The sequence below is a fragment of the Paenibacillus sp. Y930 genome (genome assembly GCF_056786375.1).
This window is the reverse complement of sequence record NZ_JBXCIX010000005.1, coordinates 13547-34630: the sequence shown is the minus strand read 5'-3', so window position 1 is coordinate 34630 and position 21084 is coordinate 13547. Positions and strand designations below refer to the sequence as shown.

General features: G+C 39.1%; 18 protein-coding genes. 10 read left to right on the top strand and 8 right to left on the bottom strand.

Features of this window, described 5'->3' with window-relative positions:
• Positions 1-13: 13 nt before the first annotated feature.
• Positions 14-2041: a M1 family metallopeptidase gene (locus AC1TO5_RS15220; RefSeq protein ID WP_482063686.1), complete on the bottom strand. Its 2028-nt coding sequence runs from the start codon at positions 2039-2041 to the stop codon at positions 14-16.
• A 103-nt stretch (positions 2042-2144) separates the two neighbouring features.
• Between AC1TO5_RS15220 and AC1TO5_RS15215 the strand changes: the two genes are divergently transcribed.
• The 5 genes from AC1TO5_RS15215 to AC1TO5_RS15195 all read left to right on the top strand — a co-directional run bounded on the left by AC1TO5_RS15215 (position 2145) and on the right by AC1TO5_RS15195 (position 6047).
• Positions 2145-2663 (top strand): YwhD family protein, encoded by a 519-nt coding sequence (locus AC1TO5_RS15215; protein ID WP_482063685.1) that lies wholly within the window; start codon positions 2145-2147, stop codon positions 2661-2663.
• Between the two features lie 94 nt (positions 2664-2757).
• The gene (locus AC1TO5_RS15210; protein ID WP_482063684.1) at positions 2758-3387 is read left to right on the top strand and encodes an RNA polymerase sigma factor; all 630 of its coding nucleotides are present in this window, start codon (positions 2758-2760) and stop codon (positions 3385-3387) included.
• Positions 3384-3866 (top strand): anti-sigma factor, encoded by a 483-nt coding sequence (locus tag AC1TO5_RS15205; protein WP_482063683.1) that lies wholly within the window; start codon positions 3384-3386, stop codon positions 3864-3866. The genes AC1TO5_RS15210 and AC1TO5_RS15205 overlap by 4 nt, the downstream gene beginning before the upstream one ends.
• A 349-nt stretch (positions 3867-4215) precedes the next feature.
• Complete coding sequence (locus AC1TO5_RS15200) at positions 4216-5358, top strand: hypothetical protein (RefSeq protein WP_482063682.1); 1143 nt, start codon at positions 4216-4218, stop codon at positions 5356-5358.
• Positions 5358-6047: a hypothetical protein gene (locus tag AC1TO5_RS15195; protein ID WP_482063681.1), complete on the top strand. Its 690-nt coding sequence runs from the start codon at positions 5358-5360 to the stop codon at positions 6045-6047. The genes AC1TO5_RS15200 and AC1TO5_RS15195 overlap by 1 nt, the downstream gene beginning before the upstream one ends.
• Before the next feature lie 308 nt (positions 6048-6355).
• Here the strand turns inward: AC1TO5_RS15195 and AC1TO5_RS15190 are convergent, their stop codons facing one another.
• A complete protein-coding gene (locus AC1TO5_RS15190; RefSeq protein WP_482063680.1) occupies positions 6356-6955 on the bottom strand; it encodes a response regulator in 600 nt (199 codons plus the stop codon).
• 1019 nt (positions 6956-7974) lie between these two features.
• Here AC1TO5_RS15190 and AC1TO5_RS15185 point away from each other — a divergent pair.
• Both AC1TO5_RS15185 and AC1TO5_RS15180 read left to right on the top strand, forming a co-directional pair.
• Positions 7975-9249: a TraB/GumN family protein gene (locus tag AC1TO5_RS15185; RefSeq protein WP_482063679.1), complete on the top strand. Its 1275-nt coding sequence runs from the start codon at positions 7975-7977 to the stop codon at positions 9247-9249.
• A 185-nt stretch (positions 9250-9434) separates the two neighbouring features.
• Positions 9435-10235, top strand: coding sequence for a CPBP family intramembrane glutamic endopeptidase (locus tag AC1TO5_RS15180; RefSeq protein WP_482063678.1), 801 nt, complete (start codon positions 9435-9437; stop codon positions 10233-10235).
• Positions 10236-11064: 829 nt separating this feature from the next.
• On the opposite strand, the gene cyoD is transcribed toward AC1TO5_RS15180, so the two are convergent.
• The 6 genes from cyoD to AC1TO5_RS15150 all read right to left on the bottom strand — a co-directional run bounded on the left by cyoD (position 11065) and on the right by AC1TO5_RS15150 (position 17740).
• A complete protein-coding gene (gene cyoD / locus AC1TO5_RS15175; protein WP_482063677.1) occupies positions 11065-11391 on the bottom strand; it encodes a cytochrome o ubiquinol oxidase subunit IV in 327 nt (108 codons plus the stop codon).
• Between the two features lies 1 nt (position 11392).
• Positions 11393-11992, bottom strand: a complete 600-nt coding sequence (locus AC1TO5_RS15170; RefSeq protein ID WP_482063676.1) for a cytochrome (ubi)quinol oxidase subunit III — start codon at positions 11990-11992, stop codon at positions 11393-11395.
• Positions 11992-13986 (bottom strand): cbb3-type cytochrome c oxidase subunit I, encoded by a 1995-nt coding sequence (locus AC1TO5_RS15165; RefSeq protein WP_482063675.1) that lies wholly within the window; start codon positions 13984-13986, stop codon positions 11992-11994. Before AC1TO5_RS15165 ends, AC1TO5_RS15170 begins: the two co-directional genes overlap by 1 nt.
• A 33-nt stretch (positions 13987-14019) precedes the next feature.
• Positions 14020-14964 (bottom strand): ubiquinol oxidase subunit II, encoded by a 945-nt coding sequence (gene cyoA, locus AC1TO5_RS15160; protein WP_482063674.1) that lies wholly within the window; start codon positions 14962-14964, stop codon positions 14020-14022.
• Between the two features lie 239 nt (positions 14965-15203).
• Entirely contained in the window at positions 15204-15485 is a 282-nt protein-coding gene (locus AC1TO5_RS15155) for a hypothetical protein (protein ID WP_482063673.1), read from the bottom strand.
• Positions 15486-15619: 134 nt separating this feature from the next.
• Positions 15620-17740, bottom strand: a complete 2121-nt coding sequence (locus AC1TO5_RS15150) for a transglycosylase domain-containing protein (protein WP_482063672.1) — start codon at positions 17738-17740, stop codon at positions 15620-15622.
• A gap of 190 nt (positions 17741-17930) precedes the next feature.
• Between AC1TO5_RS15150 and speE the strand changes: the two genes are divergently transcribed.
• The 3 genes from speE (at position 17931) to argS (ending at position 21035) form a co-directional block, all read left to right on the top strand.
• The gene (gene speE, locus AC1TO5_RS15145; RefSeq protein WP_482063671.1) at positions 17931-18758 is read left to right on the top strand and encodes a polyamine aminopropyltransferase; all 828 of its coding nucleotides are present in this window, start codon (positions 17931-17933) and stop codon (positions 18756-18758) included.
• A gap of 155 nt (positions 18759-18913) precedes the next feature.
• Complete coding sequence (locus AC1TO5_RS15140; protein WP_482063670.1) at positions 18914-19351, top strand: YwiB family protein; 438 nt, start codon at positions 18914-18916, stop codon at positions 19349-19351.
• A gap of 4 nt (positions 19352-19355) precedes the next feature.
• Positions 19356-21035: an arginine--tRNA ligase gene (gene argS / locus AC1TO5_RS15135; RefSeq protein WP_482063669.1), complete on the top strand. Its 1680-nt coding sequence runs from the start codon at positions 19356-19358 to the stop codon at positions 21033-21035.
• Positions 21036-21084: the final 49 nt, after the last annotated feature.

Below are 21084 nucleotides of genomic sequence, written 5' to 3'. Positions count from 1 at the left end.
TTGAACCACCTTCTTACCAGCTTAATAATCGTAGTACATAATCAATTATCGATACCGTAACAATATTGACTCGTTTCAACTCGTTATTCGGCAATTCCACCCGCATAAAGTTATTATTCAGATGGTAATCAAGCTTATTGTTTTGTTCGGGATCGATTTTGATCCAGCTAATCGGCACCTCAGAACGTTCCACAAAATGTAGCTTTGCTTCATCACTTAGATCCCATTGCTTTCTAACGGTCGAACCATCCTCGAATACGAGATCGATGGGGATGCTGCGCGCGATCCCACTATTTTGATCCAATAGTATCGTATACTCATAGATTGTTTTATCTTGTTCTTGGAATTTTCGACTTTCAATATTTTGGATAGCAAGATCGGCATTCTCGTTGCCATATACAAACTTATCAAAATAAGCTTGCCATGACTGCTTCGTAACGTTCTCGACAATACGTTGGAAATGCTGGGTAGTTGGATGCTTGAACTTATAGGTCTGGAAATAGGAGCGCATAATTTTGCTCATCGTATCTCGCCCAACAACATCTTCAATATCAAGTAAGACAAGCTTGCCGCGTAAGTATACATTTTCGGCGTAATGGTTGTGATTATTATAGAGCCACGCATCGAATTGGAGAGGTGCGGGGTCCGTCATAAAGCTTGCTTCGAGACGATGATTACTTGTAACACCATATGCGTCCTCAATAATTTTTTCTTCAGAATAGGAGGTGAATGCTTCATCTAACCAAGCTTCTTCAAATTCATTGTTAGCAACCATGCCGTACCAATATTGATGGCTAATTTCGTGAATGACTGTTCGTTCAAGCTCATACTTAGGGCTTGCTGAATCAGCTGCCAAAGTCGTAACGAATGTCGGATATTCCATTCCCCCTGCACCACTCGCACCTGCCGGCGGTACAACGATAGACAGCGTGCTATAAGGGTAGGCACCGTAATTTTTACCGAGATAGGCTAGCGCGGACTTCGCTGCATGGATATAACGTTCAGCCAATTGTTCATGAGCAGGGTCTAGATAGAGCTTAATCTTCACACCAGGTACGCCTTCATGAGAGAATGAGGACTCATGCGTAATGAAATTAGGCGATAATGCAAATGCAAAATCATGAACATCTTCAGCATAAAATTGTACCATTTTTCGACCTTGTCCAATATTGGCGGCTTTTGTTTGCACACCTGTACCTGCAACGACATAGTTTTCAGGTGCATACACTTTAACGCTGTAAACGGCGAAGTCACTGTAAAATTCGGAATTTCCATGATACTGATGAATATTCCAGCCTTCTTTGGTTACATTTCGCGTACCTACCGTTTCATAAGCGGCAATTTTGGGAAACCATTGACCAGCCATTACAAAATCCTCGAAATAACCCATTCTTGCAAACACTTGAGGTAGTGTAACTTCAAATTTGACACGGAGCGTAACAGACTCCCCGGGTGCTACTGGCTCGATTAGGCGAAATGTCGCAACCGTATAATCATCGTTGTTCTGATCATCCGGGGAAATGAACTTCACTCGGGGCAGCATATTTTCACCTTCAAGTGTTTCAAGATCAAGCAAGCGTATTGAGCCTTCGCTCTTGTTGGAAGCTTTATCTCCTCTAAGTTGTCCACCCGACTCTTTCATGAATGTACTATCTGCTGATTTGAATGCATTAGCATACAGATGAACATACATTTCAGTGACGTTTTCTTTGCCTGGATTGGTCCAAGTAATTAACTCCTCACCATCTAATATATGTTCTTCTTCACGGAGACTAACTTGAATGTTATATTCGACGACGCGCTCACTTAGCTTCACTGCCGGCATACTTGGCTGGTTGCTTTCATAATTAAGAGTGTCCAGTGAGGGCTTGGCCTCATTAAGAGATGTTTGAAGCATTGTAGACTGAATAGGCTGGTTTGGTACAAGTGCATACGTATATCCTGATTGCCATGCATGCTGAAATTGATAAGGCAAAGTAGCAATTAAGAATACAATAATGAGTAAACCTACAATAATTAATTTCCACGATTTTGCAGACATCTATCGATTCCCTCCCGTTGACAAGCATCTACAGCATGTATATGTTGGCTTTTCCAATAATATTAGCTAAAATAGAATTAATGTATCGGAAGGTGTGATAAAAGTGACAGATGAATTGAATCCATCCACACAACCAGAGAAAAAAGAAAAGAAACAATTGACTCTGAACGTTGTGAGTAATAAAAAACATAAAGGTTTTGGCGCAGGTTCCATTGATCTAAGTGATGTTGCTTGTGTAATGATCGACCAAGGAGTAGCTTTTATCGATGTAGGTGCGATGCATGCCAAAAGTAAAATTGAACGCGGCATCAAATTCTCACCTAACAAAGAGGATACTCCTAATGGACGACCATGCTGGATCGTCTGGGTTGCAGTAGCTCGAGATGAAGCAGGGGCTTATTATGCTGGTGCGACGTCTTGTGAAATGCTAGTCGATACAGAAGCACGACGCGGCTGGAAGATTCTTGCGGATCATGTTAATCGTCTTGATGCTGCAATGAAGAGCCGCTATATGCTTGATAATATTGGCCCAGTTGAAAAAGCAGCACTTCGTAAATTGCTAATGGAGCATAATGTAGAGTGGTGGGAGCATTCGCCAGAGGAACTTAAACTCCTTCTCTAGTGATTGATCATTTGTGATCTCTCTGAATATGATCTGAAAATCTCCTAGTATGATGGTTTAACTTTAGGTTAAACTCGATGCTAGGAGATTTTTTTTGTTTTTTTTGAAAATGTGCAGGGGTTGGCGCGATTGCGTTCGTCTATTGTATGGAGAGGAGGGGGAGCAGATTAATGAGCAGGAATGGTTGAACAGTATTCGGGCAGGCGGTACAAGTAGATATAAAGAGTTTGTACAGGTCTACCATGAGCATGTGTATCGGACAGCTTTCGCTGTACTACACCATCATCAGGACGCTGAGGATGTAACGCAAGAAGTATTCGTTCAAATCTATCGAGCTCTCCCTGAGTATCGCAATCAAGGTTTGAAAACTTGGATAACCCGCATTACAGTGAATCGAGCGATTGATGCAAGGAGAAAGATTGGTAGGCAACGAGAAGATATTGTAGAAGATACCGATCAACAATATGAATCATGGCAGAATAAGGACTATGAACCATCGATAGAGGAATCATTACTTGCCCAGGAACGAAAAGCAATGATCCATCAAGAAATCAATGAGTTACCAGAGCAGTATCAAGAAATCATTCATGCCTTCTATATGGAAGAAAAAAGTTATGAGCAGATTTCTAAGGAAACTGGACTTGAGAAGAAATCAGTGGAATCACGACTTTATCGAGCTAGATTATGGATGAAGCGACATTGGCGAAAGGAGGATTTTGAATGAAAGATCAACTTATGCATATTAGCGAGAGAGAACTTTGTGCGTACATACGCAATGAGGTGACAGACCAGCAGCGAGAAAGAGTTGAGTTGGAAATTCAATTATGCGAACAATGTATGGAGCAATTTGTATCATTATTAGATCAGCTTCCAGCTGGGCCAATACTTGATTCAGAATTATTAAGTAATCAAGTAGCTGATACGATTCGTCAGCAAGCCTTAGCAATAAAGCCGCGCTGGATTCAGCGACCGGTTGTACAGTATGGTATTGCTGCATCAATAACGCTATTACTTGTTACATCAGGTCTGATGAGTACAGTGTCTCATACACTTGTTAAGCTAGATCGGACGGTGCAATCACAGAATCAGAACATCGATCAACAACCTGTTCCGGAATCCTCAGCCGAACCGCAATCAGAGAAATGGCTTGATAAAGCGTCGCGTTGGATAGAGGCGGTACAAGATAGTCGCTTTGAGCGGTAGTTCAAATAGCTGACTTTGATAACGAAGTGAGGCTATGTAGCGTTTTCGGCATCGAATATGAAGCGAACTTGGAAAGTAAGGTTCGTGTGTACCAATTACGTACACTTGCGCTTCCGCCTTTCTCAAGTAACGCTCCATCTTCTCGGTTCTGAAAGCCCGCTTTTTGAACCCCATTGGAAGAGGTAGTTCAAATAGCAGACTTTGATAACGAAGATTAGGTTATGTAGCGTATGCGGCATCGAATATGAAGCTTATCTGAAAGCCATACAAAAGCCAATGCTTCCGATGTGATTCTTCATTACTGGGAGCAGTTAGGTTAGCAATGAAAAATTTTAAGGAGTTGAAAAAGATGAGAGCAGAAAATAAAAGCCCACTTGTAGCCTTTTTACTATCACTACTACCAGGGTTCGGACATTTATATATCGGTAGAGTTTTCCGGTTTATCTTATATGCTGGAGGATTCTTTGGACCATTAGCTTTGCTGTTTATGGTAATGATATTTGATGGTTATGTAGATGGAGAAATGGTTGCAGTAGCGGTGGTTTTTGCAGGTGTTTTTGCATTAATCAATATGCTAGATATGCTGATTACCATTGCGAGCGGGAAGCATCGAGCTTTCCATCCAGCATCTGCAACGATGGAGCGAGATGAATATGGTCAACTACGTCATGTATACGATCCACTAGAAGTGAAGGAACAAGGTGAAAAGACTAAGGTGATGATGATGTCTATTATCCCAGGTCTAGGTCATATGTATATGGGTTTACTTACGCGAGGCATTACATTGATGATTTTATTTGTTGGTGTATTCGGTATAACATTATTTATTGGTATCGTACTTGGTACACCATCAATCTTAGTGCTTTGGTTAGCGCTACCGATTATTTGGATCTATGGTATGTTTGATGCTTTAGCATTGTTAGCTACTCGTCAAAAAGGTGAGCAAATTAACGATCAGTCGCTATTTTCCAATATGGAGGATTATATGGCAGATGGACGTAAAAACCGCGTAACGGCTATTGGCTTATCGATTTTCCCTGGTGCAGGACATTTGTACCTTGGGCTTCAACAGCGGGGCTTGCAGCTTATGGGGAGCTTCCTAGCGAGTATATTTATTATGGATCAATTACGATTGACTATATTCTTGTTCTTATTACCATTACTATGGTGCTATGCATTCTTTGATATTTTGTCTCAGCTGCGTAAATGGGAAAAGGATGAATTAAAGGATGAGCCGTTTGTAGCGATGTTTATTCCTTATCAACGTTGGATTGGAATTGGCTTACTCGTTGTGGGGATCTACTATTTATTTGATAAAATTGCATCGAGATTGATTGATATAAAGTTCCCAGACTGGGCAAGGGAGTATTATGAATTGAAGTATATGCTACCTACCGTTATTATTTCATTTGTAATGGTCGTTCTAGGTATGAAGTTACTATTCGGCACGTCAAGTAAACGTAACCGCCGTAATGTAGGAGGCGAAGAGTAATGCAGGCTGCAACGATTAGAGAGCCACAAGCTGAAGTTTACCATCAGGAAGTTCAGCAGAAGCCAGTATGGAGAATTGGTTCATTTTCAATGGGAGTAACATTAATCGGTATGGGGATAGCTTTTGCAATGTCTTTATGGCAGGAGATATCGGCGTATGAGTTATTGCTATGGCTAGCACCAGTTGTATTTATATTGCTTGGAGCTGAGCTATTACTGACGATGAGAGTGAACCATAAGCAGAAGTACCAGCTGAAATATGATTGGTTAAGTCTATGGTTTGTTTCAATTATTAGTGTAGGGGCATTGATTATGTCTGCGTTGTTCTATACAGGGATTACGGATGAGTTGAATCAAGCATTTAATATGAAGGAACGCTCATTATTCGTAGATGAGCAAGTGGCTATAGCTCAAGCTGAGCCAGCTAAAATTATAGTGAAAAGTACCGTTCCGTTAACCATAACTGAGCATGAAGGATTAACAGAGGTGTTATTAACTGGTTCTGTAACGTATGAAGCAAAGGACGCTATTGCATTGCGAGAGCAGCAACTGTTGCAAACGAAGCAAGTAGGTGATGTGTTATACATCTTCGTCAACAATATTGAGCATGAAGTAAGTGGTCTAGTTACGGATCGAGTATATTCTAATCTGATATTATCTGTTCCGGCAGGTAGTGTCGTAGAATCGTAATAGTAAAAGCAGAGGCTTCCGCTAAGGACGCCTCTGCTTTTTTGTATTCACAATAATAACCAAACTAATAATATAAAAAACAAAAGCGGTATAGCCAATATATTCTAATATACGGTTGATCTTAGCACTAGTTTTTACGAAAGTATGTAACGAGAAAAATAATTAGAAATAGAACGATTATAATAAGTGAAAAGTAAGCCACTTCATGATCTTTAATAAACGAATAAACTACATTTATCAGATGTAATATGAACAAAACTATAATAGTTTTCAGGGGCCACATTGAGCTCCTCCTACATACTAGTGTTTTATTGTAATATGCCCATAAGCTGTTTTCGGGTTTTCACATTCATCTTTTTGTATATACTTCCAACTTGATTCTTCACTGTGCTCTCAGCTTTATATAGCGCTGAGCTAATGTTAGATAAGGTATAACCTTTAATAATAAGATTAATGATTTCTTTTTCGGCAGGAGTTAACGTATGAAACGCCATACCTCTACGAAGTTTGTGGTAGTCCTCTAGTAATAATTGAAAGGGCGAGCAAGTATGAATAACTTCGCGAATAGTAGCTGGTAGAACATCATAGTTGAGCTTATCAATATAGTTCATCGCTCCTGCTTGAAATGCAGATAGTATTGTATTTTGATCTGATATCATTGTTACAATAATAATAGGGACTGGCTTAATAATTGTTATGTCACGAACAATTTCTATACCGTCTAATTGATATTCTTCTACATTAATGTCTAATACAACAATATCGACTTCCGAAATATAATGAAGTGCTTCTTGAACAGTAGCTACACTGCTAATAACATGAATATCATGTTCCTTTGCAAGTAAAGATTTAATAGAATCTCGCCAAATAGGATCAGCGTCTACAATTAGCGTATTTACTTTACTCATGGTTCCTCCTAGGTTAATGAAAGATTACTTTTTAGTAGGTCAGCTTATGTGGAATGCTCTAAGAAGAAGGTTATAGCGATAAGATAACAAATCTATTAGCGTGTTGTTTAGGCTTTTATGTAATTTATTCATCGGCATAAAAAAGTCAAAGGAGTTATAATGAATCGTATTTCCAATATAATTTCAATGTGTTTAGTCGGATATAGTGGTTGCAAATATATTTGATATCTATGCGAATATCTTACAACAAATTCGGTTGGAAGTGTTTATTTTGTCACAAACGCTAGAATATTGATCATAACCGTATGAAAAGCTGAGGAATATAGGAGAAAGGGCTGCAAAATATCCTTTATTAAGGAAATCTGCTCTTGCCTGTTTGAAAAAAGTAAATGGCATTAATATGGAAAGTATATTGATTAAAGGGAAAAAACTAAGTTTATAGAAAAGCACAAGAGAGGTATCGACACTGCGCAGTTTATTAGAATGAAAGACAGACAGTAGTAAAAAAATAGGTAATACTTTGCACGATAAACTTCAAAATTATAATTATGGAGAAATAGGGTTAAAATTATTTTACTAGAAAGTAAGAGTGGTGAGAAGTACTAGTTTATTTAGGACTCACTAAAATATGGATGATGTGAGAAGGTAAATGGGGAAATAGAAACAGGATTTGGCCAAAGGCTTATAAATTATTTTGGAGGTGTAAAATGCGGAGCGTAAGGAAATCAGAGAAAACAATTCTAATTATTTATTCAATAGGCATAGTCTTGTTGGTTCCGTTTGCTACCTACAATATAGTTAAGTCACAAAGTGTCAAAGGACAGATACCTCTTTTAAGTATATTTCTTTTTATGATCATAAACTCAATAAGTATAATCTATCGTATGAAAAAAAAGAGAAATGCTGTATTAGGAGTCTTGCAATAATTCACAGTTTCATATATTTGATAAATATTCATATTATTGGTACAATCCCAAGGGGAATCTATTAAAAAGTATCGAAAGAAAAGGAGCAACAAAATGAAGAAAATCACCTCACTTTTAGCTGCACTAATTATGGTATTTACACTGGCAACGGGGGTTCAGGCACAGGGAGTAGACACTACTGCGAAGAAGGCAATAACGGTTTCACTGAATGGAGAAGTTGTTCAATTTGGTGACAATGAACCGCTTCTTGAGCAGGGCACGACGCTTGTTCCGGCGCGCGAGATTTTTGAAGCTCTTGGTTATGTTGTCGCTTGGGATGAGGGAAATGAAGTTGTAACAGCAGAAAAATATGGCTTGTCTGTTGCGTTTAAAGTTGGAAATGCTACTGCATATATTAATGGGATTGAAACAGAGCTGACGGCAGCTCCTAAAGTCTTTAACAATACCACCTATGTGCCGCTAAGATTTATAAGTGAAGCGATTGGCTTTGACGTGGAATGGGAGGGCGCCGCACGTTCCGTACTATTAACGAAAGAAGCTAGTACAGGATACATCTGGAAAGTGGAAAAAGACGGTGTGGAAGTACATCTTCTAGGCTCGATCCATATGGGAGACGCGAAAATGTACCCACTTCGCGATGAAATTGAAGAGGCATTTGACAGTTCTGATCATCTAGTCGTTGAAGTTAATATTGCGGCAGGACCTGATGAGCAAACAGCTAAAGAAATTCAGGCATTGCAAGTATATTCAGACGGAACAACGCTAAAGGATCATGTGTCGGCAGAGACGTACGCACGAGTGCAATCGTTCCTGGAAGCACTAGAGCTGCCTACTAATGCGTATGATACATATAAACCATGGGCAGTTTATTTGGATATGGCTAACTTTGTAACGGCATCCTCCGGTTATCAAGGTGGACTGGGCATTGATATGTACTATTTAAGTAGAGCGCAATTGGCCAACAAGCCGATTCTAGAACTGGAAACTTATTCGTCTCAGCTGAATATTTTCGATAGTTATTCCAAGGAGCTTCAGGAACAACAAGTCAATGAAGTGCTGGATGGAATCTTTGGTACAGACGATGCAGCTACTACATCAGAGCCATCAATAGATACTTTGGCTGGCTTATGGATTCAAGGTGATGACGCTGGATTGGAAGAGCTCGTTACGATGCTACAAGAAAGTCCAGAAGTATATGAAAAGTTGCTGAAAAACCGCCATGCAGCCATGCTGGAGAAAATTGAAGGCTACTTGGGCAATGAGCAGAAAGAATCATATTTTGTCGTAGCTGGTTATCTTCATATGCTTGGCGAGGATGGTCTAATCACTCAGCTTAAGAACAAAGGCTATACAGTTACTAGAATTTAATAGAGTAGAGAACTAATAGTGTAGCGAAATATCGAAAAAAGCAAGCCTAGTCGAAATTTAAGACTAGGCTTGTTTATATAAAAATAAAGGAAAAGTTCAAAATAGAAATACCTACAATATTAAATTTTTTACCTCAATATGGTCATTTTGTTGAATTACATATAAGAGAAGATTGGAGAATGTATATGAAATTTAGATGGAAAATATGGTCAGAGATCATAGGATATCTGAGTGTGTTTATTTTGTCGTATTTAGTTTCAACAATAATATTTATAGCAATTAACTTTTTTAAATACGGCGAGATTTCTTCAGCCTCTGATTTAAATGTAAACACCATATCATTAGTAGGTGTAATGTTATCCCTGCTGCTGTATATGTTTATTATTCGTAAGGAAAAGAAAGTATCCTTATGGAAGTACTGTGGAGTAAGAAAACTTAGTTTTTCAGATATCTTGTTAGCAATAGGGCTTGGAATCATTTCAAGTATATGTTTCAGCTTATTAACCCAATTGGACATTTTTCAACAGTTATCAACAAATCACGATGCAAAAATTTCTAATGAGGTGCAAGCAGATTCAATATTTGTTGTTATATTAGTTACAGGGTTTCTAGCACCGTTCGTAGAGGAAATTATATTTCGAGGTTTACTGTATCAGACTTTTAAAACCCATTATTCAATGACGACAACGATTATTATACAAGCCTCTATTTTTGCTGTTATTCATGTAAATCCTCTACAGATAATATATACATTTATATTGGGGTTGTTGTTTGCATGGCTAGCTGTAAGTTTAAATAGCCTATGGGCATCCATACTAATGCATATGTCTTTTAATCTAACGACTATCGTAATATTAAAAATTATTCAAGAAAAAGAATCGGTATTTCTATTTTTATTATTAGTGATTTTTGCTGTTTTATCGTTTTTAATAGGGATTGGTACAAGAATGATTAGCAAAAAAAGAAGGCGCTACACGTACCTATAAAACGGTGAGCAATAAGTGAGGTTTGTCCAAAGTAAATACTTGTGGCTGACAGCTGTTATTGCGATGGGAATTGTGAACTTGTGGAGTGTTCTATATGATGGCATCTTGTCAGAATGGCTGCTGTTTGTATGGCTTTGTAATATAAACTTCTTTGTTTGTTTTGTTTGTAATAATGGAAAACTGCTCATTAAGCGGTTAGAAATACCACGTTACAATCGTATCATTGCCGATTTTTATTACTCAGTTAATTTTTTGAAGTTCATAGGTATGATTATATTAATTCTTTCAACGTTAGTCGATGACCTTCACGCTTATATAGCTTGGTATATCATTGCGCTTCTAATTATAGATACCATGTTAATTGTTTTTTTTTAGAAAGAGAGTGACGGCGGATGTTGCGTAAATACAGCACATTGCCCATCGCCCCGCCACATTAGCCCCTTCATTACATCCCAATGCCAATAGCAATACTAGCGGACTCACAGGACTTTATTTCTGCGTTTTTCGCTCATTTCGAGTTTTCGCGGACTCACAGAACCTTATTCGCTCGTTCACTAGTGAACTTTGCCGGTAATACTATAAATAGGGTCCTGTGAGTCCTCTTACATCATAAAGTGTTGGTTTTACGCTAATTAGGTGTTCTATGTGTCCGCTCGTTTGTGCTGAATGGAGCTATTGCGGAAAATCCAGTACGTCCATTCATATTTCGTCAATCGCTGGTTTTGGTCTTGAACCGTATTTTTAGGAGTGCTTATATGAATAGACAAAACGCCGCTATCATCCACTTAAGTTACAGTGGTTGATAGCGGCGTTTCTGCAAGGCAACAGCTTATACTGCTACGGCATTATAAGTCATAATCCACATGGAACCAATAACGATAGTCAGTAGCATCACGATGGCAAAGACAAGTGAAATAAGATTGTATCTTGGTTTTTCTTCTTCACGAATATGCATGAAGAAAAGTAATTGAACAAGAAATTGTAGTACAGCTGTAATAAGGACGATAACAATCGTCGTCTTCTTATTAAACATATCATTCAATACAGCAACCAAAGGAATAATTGTTAACACAACGGAAAGCAAGAAACCGATAATATAAGATTTCATTGAACCATGTGTTTGTTCCTGGTGCTCATGTTGTTGATGAGATGCCATGCTACATCACCTCCATCAAGTAGACGATCGAGAATACGAAGATCCAAATAGCGTCCAAGAAATGCCAGTATAAGCTAATAATATTTACACGGCGTTTTGTAGCAGGAGTAATACCACGTTTTGCTATTTGCATAATAACTAAAGTAATCCAAACAATACCAAGCGAAACGTGAAGGCCATGCGCACCAACTAAGGTGAAGAAGGACGACCAATATGCACTTGTTCCAATGTTAACACCTTCATTGATTAGGTGGATAAACTCTGTAACTTCAAGATAAACAAAGGATAGACCAAGTAAAGCAGATACAGCTAACCAGAAGATAAGCCCCTGCTTATTGCCTTTATTCATAGAAAGTAATGCTAGACCACTTGTAAAGCTACTTATTAACAAAATAAATGTTGAGACGATAATCCCATTGATCTCAATCAGATCTGATCCTACAGGACCACCAGCAACGTTGCCCCGTAGGACAACGAAGGTAGCGAATAGAGTAGCGAATAGAATAACATCGGTAACCATGAACAGCCAGAAGCCAAATTGCTTCAATTGTTCAGGATCTTGATGGCTTTGATCATGTTTGTGAGCATGTGCTTGTGACATTATTTAGCCCCCTTTAATGCAGCGGCTTCGATACGTTCAACTTCTTCAACAGAAACATAGTAATCATCATTGTAGTTGAAGGAACGAGCTATCATTGTAGCAACAACGCCGACTAATCCTAAAATAATCATCCATTTCCAGTCAAACACAAAACCGAAACCAGCCGTGAACCAGAAGCCAGCCATTATAATCGGAATACCAGAGTTTTTCGGCATATGGATTGGTTCAAGCGGAACTGTATCAGCTGCAATAACTTCAGCTGGGTCAGCTTCCCCTCTAGCTTTACGTTCTTTTTTCTCCCACCAGTCATCTTGCTCAACAACATGTGGTATACGTGCAAAGTTATAGAACGGCGCAGGAGATGGAATAGACCATTCAAGTGTACGACCTTGACCCCAATTGTCGCCATTTGTCTCTTTTTTCAAGAATCTAATACTATGAGCGATTTGCCATACTTGGAATATGAATGCGATACCCATCAAGAATGCACCAACTGTGGAGACAACGTTAAGCGGTTGCCAGCCCATGTCAAAGTTGTATTCATTAAAGCGACGAGTCATACCCATCAATCCAAGTGCATATTGCGGCATGAAACATACGTAGAAACCGATGTTCCAGAACCAGAACGCCCATTTACCAAGACCTTCATGTAATTTGAAACCAAACATTTTCGGCCACCAATAGTATAGACCTGCAAAGTATCCGAATACTACACCACCAATTAATACATGGTGGAAATGGGCTATTAAGAAGTAACTGTTATGGAACTGGAAGTCAGCAGGTGCAACAGATAGCATTACTCCTGTCATCCCCCCAGTAACGAAACATGGGATGAACGCTAACATCCACATCATCGGAGTTGGGAATGACAACTTGCCTCGATACATCGTAAAGATCCAGTTGAACACTTTAACTCCGGTCGGTATGGCTATAATCATTGTCGTAACTGCGAAGAACGCATTAACATTCGCTCCAGAACCCATTGTGAAGAAGTGATGGGCCCATGTGAAGAAGGAGAAGAAGCTAATGGACATTAACGCAAATACCATTGATTTGTAGCCAAATATTTTCTTTTTGGAGAATGCTGCAGCAATCTCGGAGAAAATACCGAATGCTGGAAGTACAACGATATATACTTCAGGATGACCCCACATCCAGATTAAGTTCAAATACATCATCGGGTTACCGCCACCATCTACGGTGAAGAAATGAGCACCTAGATAACGGTCAAGGAATAATAGGAATAATGTAACAGTTAGAATAGGGAATGCGAACATAATCGTTACAGAAGAAGCGAAAACAGACCAAGTGAACATTGGCATTTTCATAAGCTTCATACCTGGCGCACGCATTTTCAGAATGGTAGCAACGAAGTTAATACCTGTTGCTAATGAACCAATACCGGAAATTTGAATACCCCATATATAGAAGTCCTGACCTACACCGGGACTACCACTTAATTCAGACAATGGTGGATATGCTAACCAACCAGCATCTGGAGAACCACCGATTACGAATGAAACGTTGAATAGCATTGCACCTGCAAAGAACATCCAGAAGCTGAATGAGTTCAAGAATGGGAAGGCAACGTCTCGTGCTCCCAATTGCAGTGGAACAATAATATTGAACAAACCGAACATTAATGGCATCGCCATAAAGAGGATCATAATAACACCATGTGTTGTAAATATGGCGTTATAATGCTCCGCATTCAAAAACTCTACTTGAGGTGCAGCTAGTTGAACACGCATTAATAATGCATCAACACCGCCGCGGAATAGCATTAAAATGGCACAGATGATATACATAATACCGATTTTTTTATGATCGACAGTCGTTAACCAATCCGTCCAGAGCCAGCGCCATTTTTTGAAATAGGTTAGGACAAACAGAATGGCAACCATTGCTAGAGCAATCGAAACTTGTGCACCCAAAATCAACGGGTCACCCGTAACGAAAAACTCGGAAGCAAACTCTTTAATTGTTTCTAACATGGAGAGTAAACTCCTTTCGTTGAATGAAATTTGTTAATGATTAAGATGTTCAGAATGATCTTCACCGACAGCAGAATCATCGGTAGTCGATGTATTAGAAGTCATATGGTTAGCATGAGCGCTAGTTTCACCTTCTTCTACATATTGCAGCATAATGTCGTAGAATACATTTTCAGGGAAGCTAGAGAATTGAGCAACTTCAGATCTACCAGGTACTTTTAGCTCTTCAACACCCTCGGCTGTCAAAGCAACTTCAGTATCCTTAACCTCTTGTACCCAACGATCATATTCCTCTTTAGTAGTAACATCAGCATCAAATGTCATTTGTGCGAAGTCTTTACCTGTAAAGTTGGCGCCTGAGCCGTAGTAAGTACCTTCTTCATCAGCAAGTAAATTCAACGTCATAGCCATACCACTCATCGAATAAAGCTGACCACCTAGACTAGGAATCCAGAAGGAATTCATTGCCATATCGGACGTAAGCTTGAACACGACAGGGGTATCAACTGGGAATTTAACATAGTTGACAGTTGCAATTTCTTCATCAGGATAGGTGAACAACCATTTCCAATCAAGTGATGTAACTTGAATTTCAATAGGCGCGTTTTCTGATTGAATGGCGACTGATGGTTCTAGTTTATGCGTGTAATTGACTGTGACAACCGCAAGAAAAGCGATTGCGACGATCGGAATACCCCACCAAATAGCTTCTAACTTGAAGCTGTGTTCCCAGTAAGGTTTATACTTTGCTTTGCTGTTAGAACGATCTCTATAGCGCCACGCGATAACAGCCGTCATTGCAATGACGGGGATAGCAATCACTGCACAAATTATTGCGGTCAGAAGGATCAAATCAGCTTGAGCTGAAGCAATAGGTCCTTTAGGATCAAGAACTAAATATTGTTCGCTACAGCCAGACAAGATAAGTACCATCGCAACAATAAGCAGTGCAGATAGCTTTCGAGAAACAGGTCTCATGACGTTTTCACTCCTTGAGTTATTGAACTTAAGTATAAGATAACAAATTATCACACATAAAAATGCAGGGTTAACGAATCCGTAAATAATTCGTCTTATATCTGACATATCTCGTTCACTTGTTAGACATAAGCTTCCCGTAATTAGCAATTTTTATAAGGTTTCATAAAAAGAGAAGCATAACACATCCCCGTAAGGAGTTGAGTATGCTTCCCAATATGAAGGTTATGAGTAGATGATTAGGGTTGTTCACTATCTGCCACAGATTGATTCATGGCACGAGAATGGACTAAGCTAATAGCTGTTCCAATAACATAAATATGAACACTGCCAACTAAAAAACCAATACCGACCATTAAGCCGATGTTGCGATCATTGAATTGTGTAATATTGGCAAGACATAAAATCACACCTACAGATAAAATGACCCAAGCTATTAAAGTCATAATCTTCACAAGTTTTTTGGAATCTGGTTGAGTAGGCGTCAAACCTTGTATATTAACAGTTTTTGTAGCCATCATATTCACTCCTTAAATTTTCATTGTCATTTCATAACAGAAATGTTGTAAGGGCTTTATATTTATTAATATAACACAACTTTGTCACTTTGTTCAAACTCTTTTCACTTTTTAATCAAACTTTGGACACAATTCAGCTAATCATCCCACCATTTTTTCAATTGCTGCCACCATGAACGATAACTTGGATGCTCATCGATATCTACTTTTGGCATTTCTGTTGGTTGGTTTTCAGTGTCTGAACCATCTAATGCTGTTTCACAATAGCTCTGTGGCTGAGTTCCATTAAGAAAATATTCAATTTGAGTTGAGGGACATGCTTCGGATGCTAGTAACCCCGTATCCTCATCTATATATACCGTCACAATATCCTCGGGAATTGGAAACATTTTGGGTGGTACATCCGTTAATGCTTCCTCCATAAAGTGAGCGAAAATGGGGGCCGCACGATACGCTTCGGCCACAGTTAAATAGCGATTCTTATCATAGCCTACCCAAACAGCCGTACTTAATTCTGGAGTGTAACCAATCATCCATGCGTCAACGGCAGTCGTTCCACTTTTACCAGCGATCGGGCGATGAATATAGTTTTGAACGCGATGGGCCGTCCCTCCAGTTTGAAAAACTCCTTCTAATAATGAAGTAACTAGAAATGCTTCAGGTGGTGTAATAACTGATGTTGGCGTATAACTAGCTTCGTAGATGGTCTTGCCTTGCTTATTAACAATTTTCAAAATAGCAACGGGTTTGTTATATATTCCTTGATTAGCAAATACACCATAGGAGGACGCCATTTCTAATGGACTTATTGGTGATGTGCCCAAAGCAAGTGATGGTACCGCGGTTAGAACGGCATGAATGCCTAGTTGATGAGCTGTTTCAGCTACTGTATCAGCACCAACGGTCATTAAAGTGTTCACTGCGTAAATATTGTCAGAGCTAGCCATAGCACGGCGCATAGCGATAAAGTCATTCGTATATTTATCTGCATAATTTTGCGGTTCATAAGTTTTTCTACCTTCATCATAGGTAAATACGGTTGGTTCACTCTTGAATGTGGACATAACGGTTAACGTATGCTGCTGTAACGCTGTTAAATATACAAAAGGCTTGAACGTCGAGCCCGGCTGTCTAGTTGTTGCAGTGGTACGATTGAACTGATTATCACCATAGCTTTTACCGCCGACCATCGCCTTAATATGACCGTTGCGTGGATCGATAGCAATAAGAGCAGCTTGTTGCTCACTATCCTTCAGTAATCCTTCTTGAACCTTTTGTTCAGCTATGTGCTGCATGTTCATGTCTAACGTCGTATAGATCGTAACGCCGCCTTCGTATAATAATTGTTCGTCTATACCGAGATCATGAACTGCCGTTTGAATAACATAATCTTTGAAATAGGAAGCCTCATTATTACTGCTTTCCTGTTCTTGAGAGCCAAAAGCAAGTAATTGTTCATAAGCTGCTAGTTTTTCAGCTTCATCTATATAGTCGTTATCTACCATCGCTTGTAGAATAAGATTTTGACGATTTTTGGACTTCAACATATTATTGTAGGGTGAGTAGTAGGTTGGACCTTTTGGTATACCTGCAAGCAAGCTGCTTTCAGCAAGGTCAAGATCTTTTGCTGATTTGTTGAAATAATACTGTGCCGCAGCTTCAATACCATAAGCCCCATGCCCGTAATAAATTTGATTCAAATACATCTCCAAAATTTCATCTTTTGAAAACTTCATTTCAAGCTGTGTCGTATAGAGTGCTTCTTTCAGTTTGCGCTCAAAAGTTTTTTCGTGAGTGAGGTACAAATTACGTGCAAGTTGTTGCGTTAATGTGCTGGCGCCTTGCTTTGCTGATAATGACTGTACATTGACCACAACTGCTCGAGCAAGACCTTTGATATCAAAACCAAAGTGAGAATAGAAACGCTTATCTTCTATTGAAAGAGTTGCTGTAATAACATAAGGTGAAATTTCATCCAATGAAACTGCTCGACGATTAACGCCCGTATGAAAATAATCGATTAATACACCGTTTCGATCAACGAGCTGAGACGATTGACTAATGTTAGACACGGGTAAATCTTGTTGCTTCATGTAGAATAAGCCGCTTAGAATAAGTGTCATCATAACGATTACGACAATAATGGTGCGACGCAGCCATTTGTTCAGCTTTAATATGAACGATAAATATCGTTCTGAAATAGCTGGAAATGATGTTCTACGCAATCGATGGCGCAGCCAGTTCTTATTTTTCCACAAAATGATTCACCTCGAATGTTGACAATAATTAGTTGTATAATTGTAGTATGGAAGAATATATTGGCGGATATTCACAAGTTGTGTAACAAATGAAAATATTTATTTATAAAGTTTTTGGAAATAGAATTGATTTTTCGTCATGTTACACTATAATTACTTTTGACTACTGATAGAAAGAAGGGTATCTGACATGGAATTATGGTATACAGAGAAACAAACAGAGAACTTTGGTATTACTGCCAAAATCACAAAAACATATGTTGATGAACAAACGGATTTTCAAGCGCTTGATATGATCGAGACGGAAGAGTTTGGAACGATGCTTGTACTTGATGGTATGGTTATGACTACCGTTAAGGACGAGTTTGTATATCATGAAATGGTCGCTCATCCTATTCTATTCACGCATCCAAACCCTGAGCATGTGCTTGTTGTTGGCGGCGGTGACGGTGGTGTTATTCGTGAAATCATGAAGCATCCAAAAGTAAAAAAAGCTGTTCTTGTAGATATTGATGGAAAAGTAATTGAATACTCTAAAAAGTATTTACCGACGATTGCTTGTGAACTAGAAAATCCGCGTGTTGAAGTTCATGTTAATGATGGCTTTATGCATATTCATGAGCATAAAAATACGTATGATGTCATTATGGTTGACTCTACTGAACCTGTAGGTCCTGCTGCGAATTTATTTACGCGTGGCTTCTATCAAGGGATTTATGAAGCTTTGAAAGAAGATGGTATTTTCGTTGCGCAAACGGATAACCCATGGTTCAAAGCTGATCTTATACAAATGGTTAACCGTGATGTGAAGGAAGTATTCCCAATTGTACGCGTATATGCAGCAAACATTCCTACTTACCCAAGTGGTCTTTGGACATTTACGATGGGAAGTAAAAAATATGATCCACTAGAAGTGGATGAGACAGCAATTCCTGAACTAGACACCAAATATTACACACCTCGTCTACACAAAACGGCATTTGTGCTACCTAAATTTGTGGAAGACCTTGTAAAATAAAGAGAAATGAAGACTAATAAAGAAAAAGACGTGTTCGATCCCTATATAAGGGAAGGAATACGTCTTTTGTTATTTCACATAGGATTTCACGTTGAATTTCAACCCCATACTGTATATAGTAGTAAGATATAATGTGTTGGTATAGGAGTTAGACTATGAATCACAAACAGAACGTGAAGATTACATTGGAAAGCACTCAAGATGGAGAAAATATAGCGTTAACCTATTCGGGTGAATGGTTTGTTAAGGATAAGTCCTTCTACATTCGTTATGCAGAACAGACTGAACTTGGTGAAGTTCGTAATTTGTTGCGCTATGAGCCTCAATTGCTTTCTCATTCTCGCAGGGGTGCAGTCGAATCTGAGCAAATTTATGCGCTAGCGATCAAGCGAAGTGGTTATTATGATAATAAAGTAGTCAAGTTTGAACTTGATGCTCATACAAGCAAGCTACGTCTGCTTCATTCTAATGAACAGATGATGGATCAATTACCAACAAAGCTGCCATTCACGATAGAATGGACGTATGACATATTTGTTGGGGAACAATTATCAGGACAATTTTCAAACCGTTTGATCATTCAGGAGGGTTAATTTAATGGAAAACTATGTATTAGATGCAATGTATGCAACGTTGAAGGAAGCAATCGCTAATGCAGTATTGGCTGCTGGACTAGTAGAACGCGAACAATTACCGATATTCGTGCTAGAAGTACCGAAAGATAAAACGCATGGCGATCTTGCTACGAATGCAGCGATGCAGCTAACGAAAATTGCGAAGAAAAATCCTAGAGCGATTGCCGAAGCAATTATTGGGAATTTGGATATGAAAGCAGCATCGATCGAATCTGCTGAAATTGCAGGCCCAGGCTTCATTAACTTCCGTATGGATAATCGTTATCTATATCAAGTTGTTACACAAGTTCTTGAACTTCAACAAAATTATGGTCGTGTTGCAGATGGTAAAGGGCAAGCTATTGAAGTCGAATTTGTAAGTGCAAACCCAACAGGTAATTTGCATCTAGGTCATGCAAGGGGAGCGGCAGTTGGTGATGCACTATGTAACTTACTTGATTTCGCTGGCTACAATGTAACGCGCGAATATTATATTAATGACGCAGGGAAACAGATCGAGAATCTTGCGCTTTCCATTGAAGCACGGTATTTACAACAGCTAGGACAAGAAGCAACAATGCCTGAAGATGGCTACCATGGTGAAGATATTATTGGCTTTGCCAAGCAATTAGTAGCAGACAAAGGTGATACTCTACTGGAGCTAGAAGGCAAAGAGAAATATGACTTCTACCGTAGCTATGGTCTAGAGCGTGAACTAGCGAAAATTAAGCGTGATTTAGAGCGTTTCCGTGTTAACTTTGATATTTGGTATAGCGAGACTTCCCTATATGAAGAAGGCAAAGTTATTGCTGCACTTGATAAGTTGAAAGCATCTGGTCATGTGTATGAAGAAGACGGCGCAACATGGCTAGCAACAATGCCGCTAGGCGATGATAAAAACCGTGTGCTTGTGAAAAATGATGGGTCATATACGTATCTAACACCAGATATTGCCTACCATCTTGAAAAATACGGTCGTGGCTATGATCGCATGATTAACATCTGGGGTGCCGATCATCATGGCTATATTCCTCGTGTGAAAGCAGCGATGGATGCGCTAGGTCATGATTCTCAAAAATTAACAGTATTAATCGCGCAAATGGTTAGTCTATTCCAAAACGGTGAAAAAGTTAAAATGTCCAAACGCACAGGTAAAGCAGTAACGATGCAGGATCTTATGGAAGAAGTAGGCGTCGATGCCATTCGATATAACTTTACAATGCGCAGCATGGATTCACATCTTGATTTTGATATGGACTTAGCTGTTTCAACATCAACTGAAAACCCAGTATTCTATGTTCAATATGCACATGCACGTATTTGCAGTGTATTACGTCAAGCGAGTGAGCAAGGGATTGAAATCCCTGCAATTTCTGAATTGCAATTCGATCAATTAACGTCCCAGCATGAATTTGATTTGCTTCGCAAATTAGGTCAATTGCCGCAAGAAATAAGCGAGGCAGCATCGCAGCACGCACCTCACCGTCTAATTCGTTATGTGTACGAATTAGCAGCACAATTCCATAGCTACTACCGTGCTGAAAAAGTAATTACAGAAAATCGCGAATTAACATTAGTTCGTCTTGCACTAGTGAAATCTGTTCAGATTGCATTAGTTAATGTATTAACATTAGTAGGAGTATCCGCTCCAGAGCGTATGTAATTATTGGTAATCACGATCGTTCTAATTGAACGACCTATTTAGAAGCAAT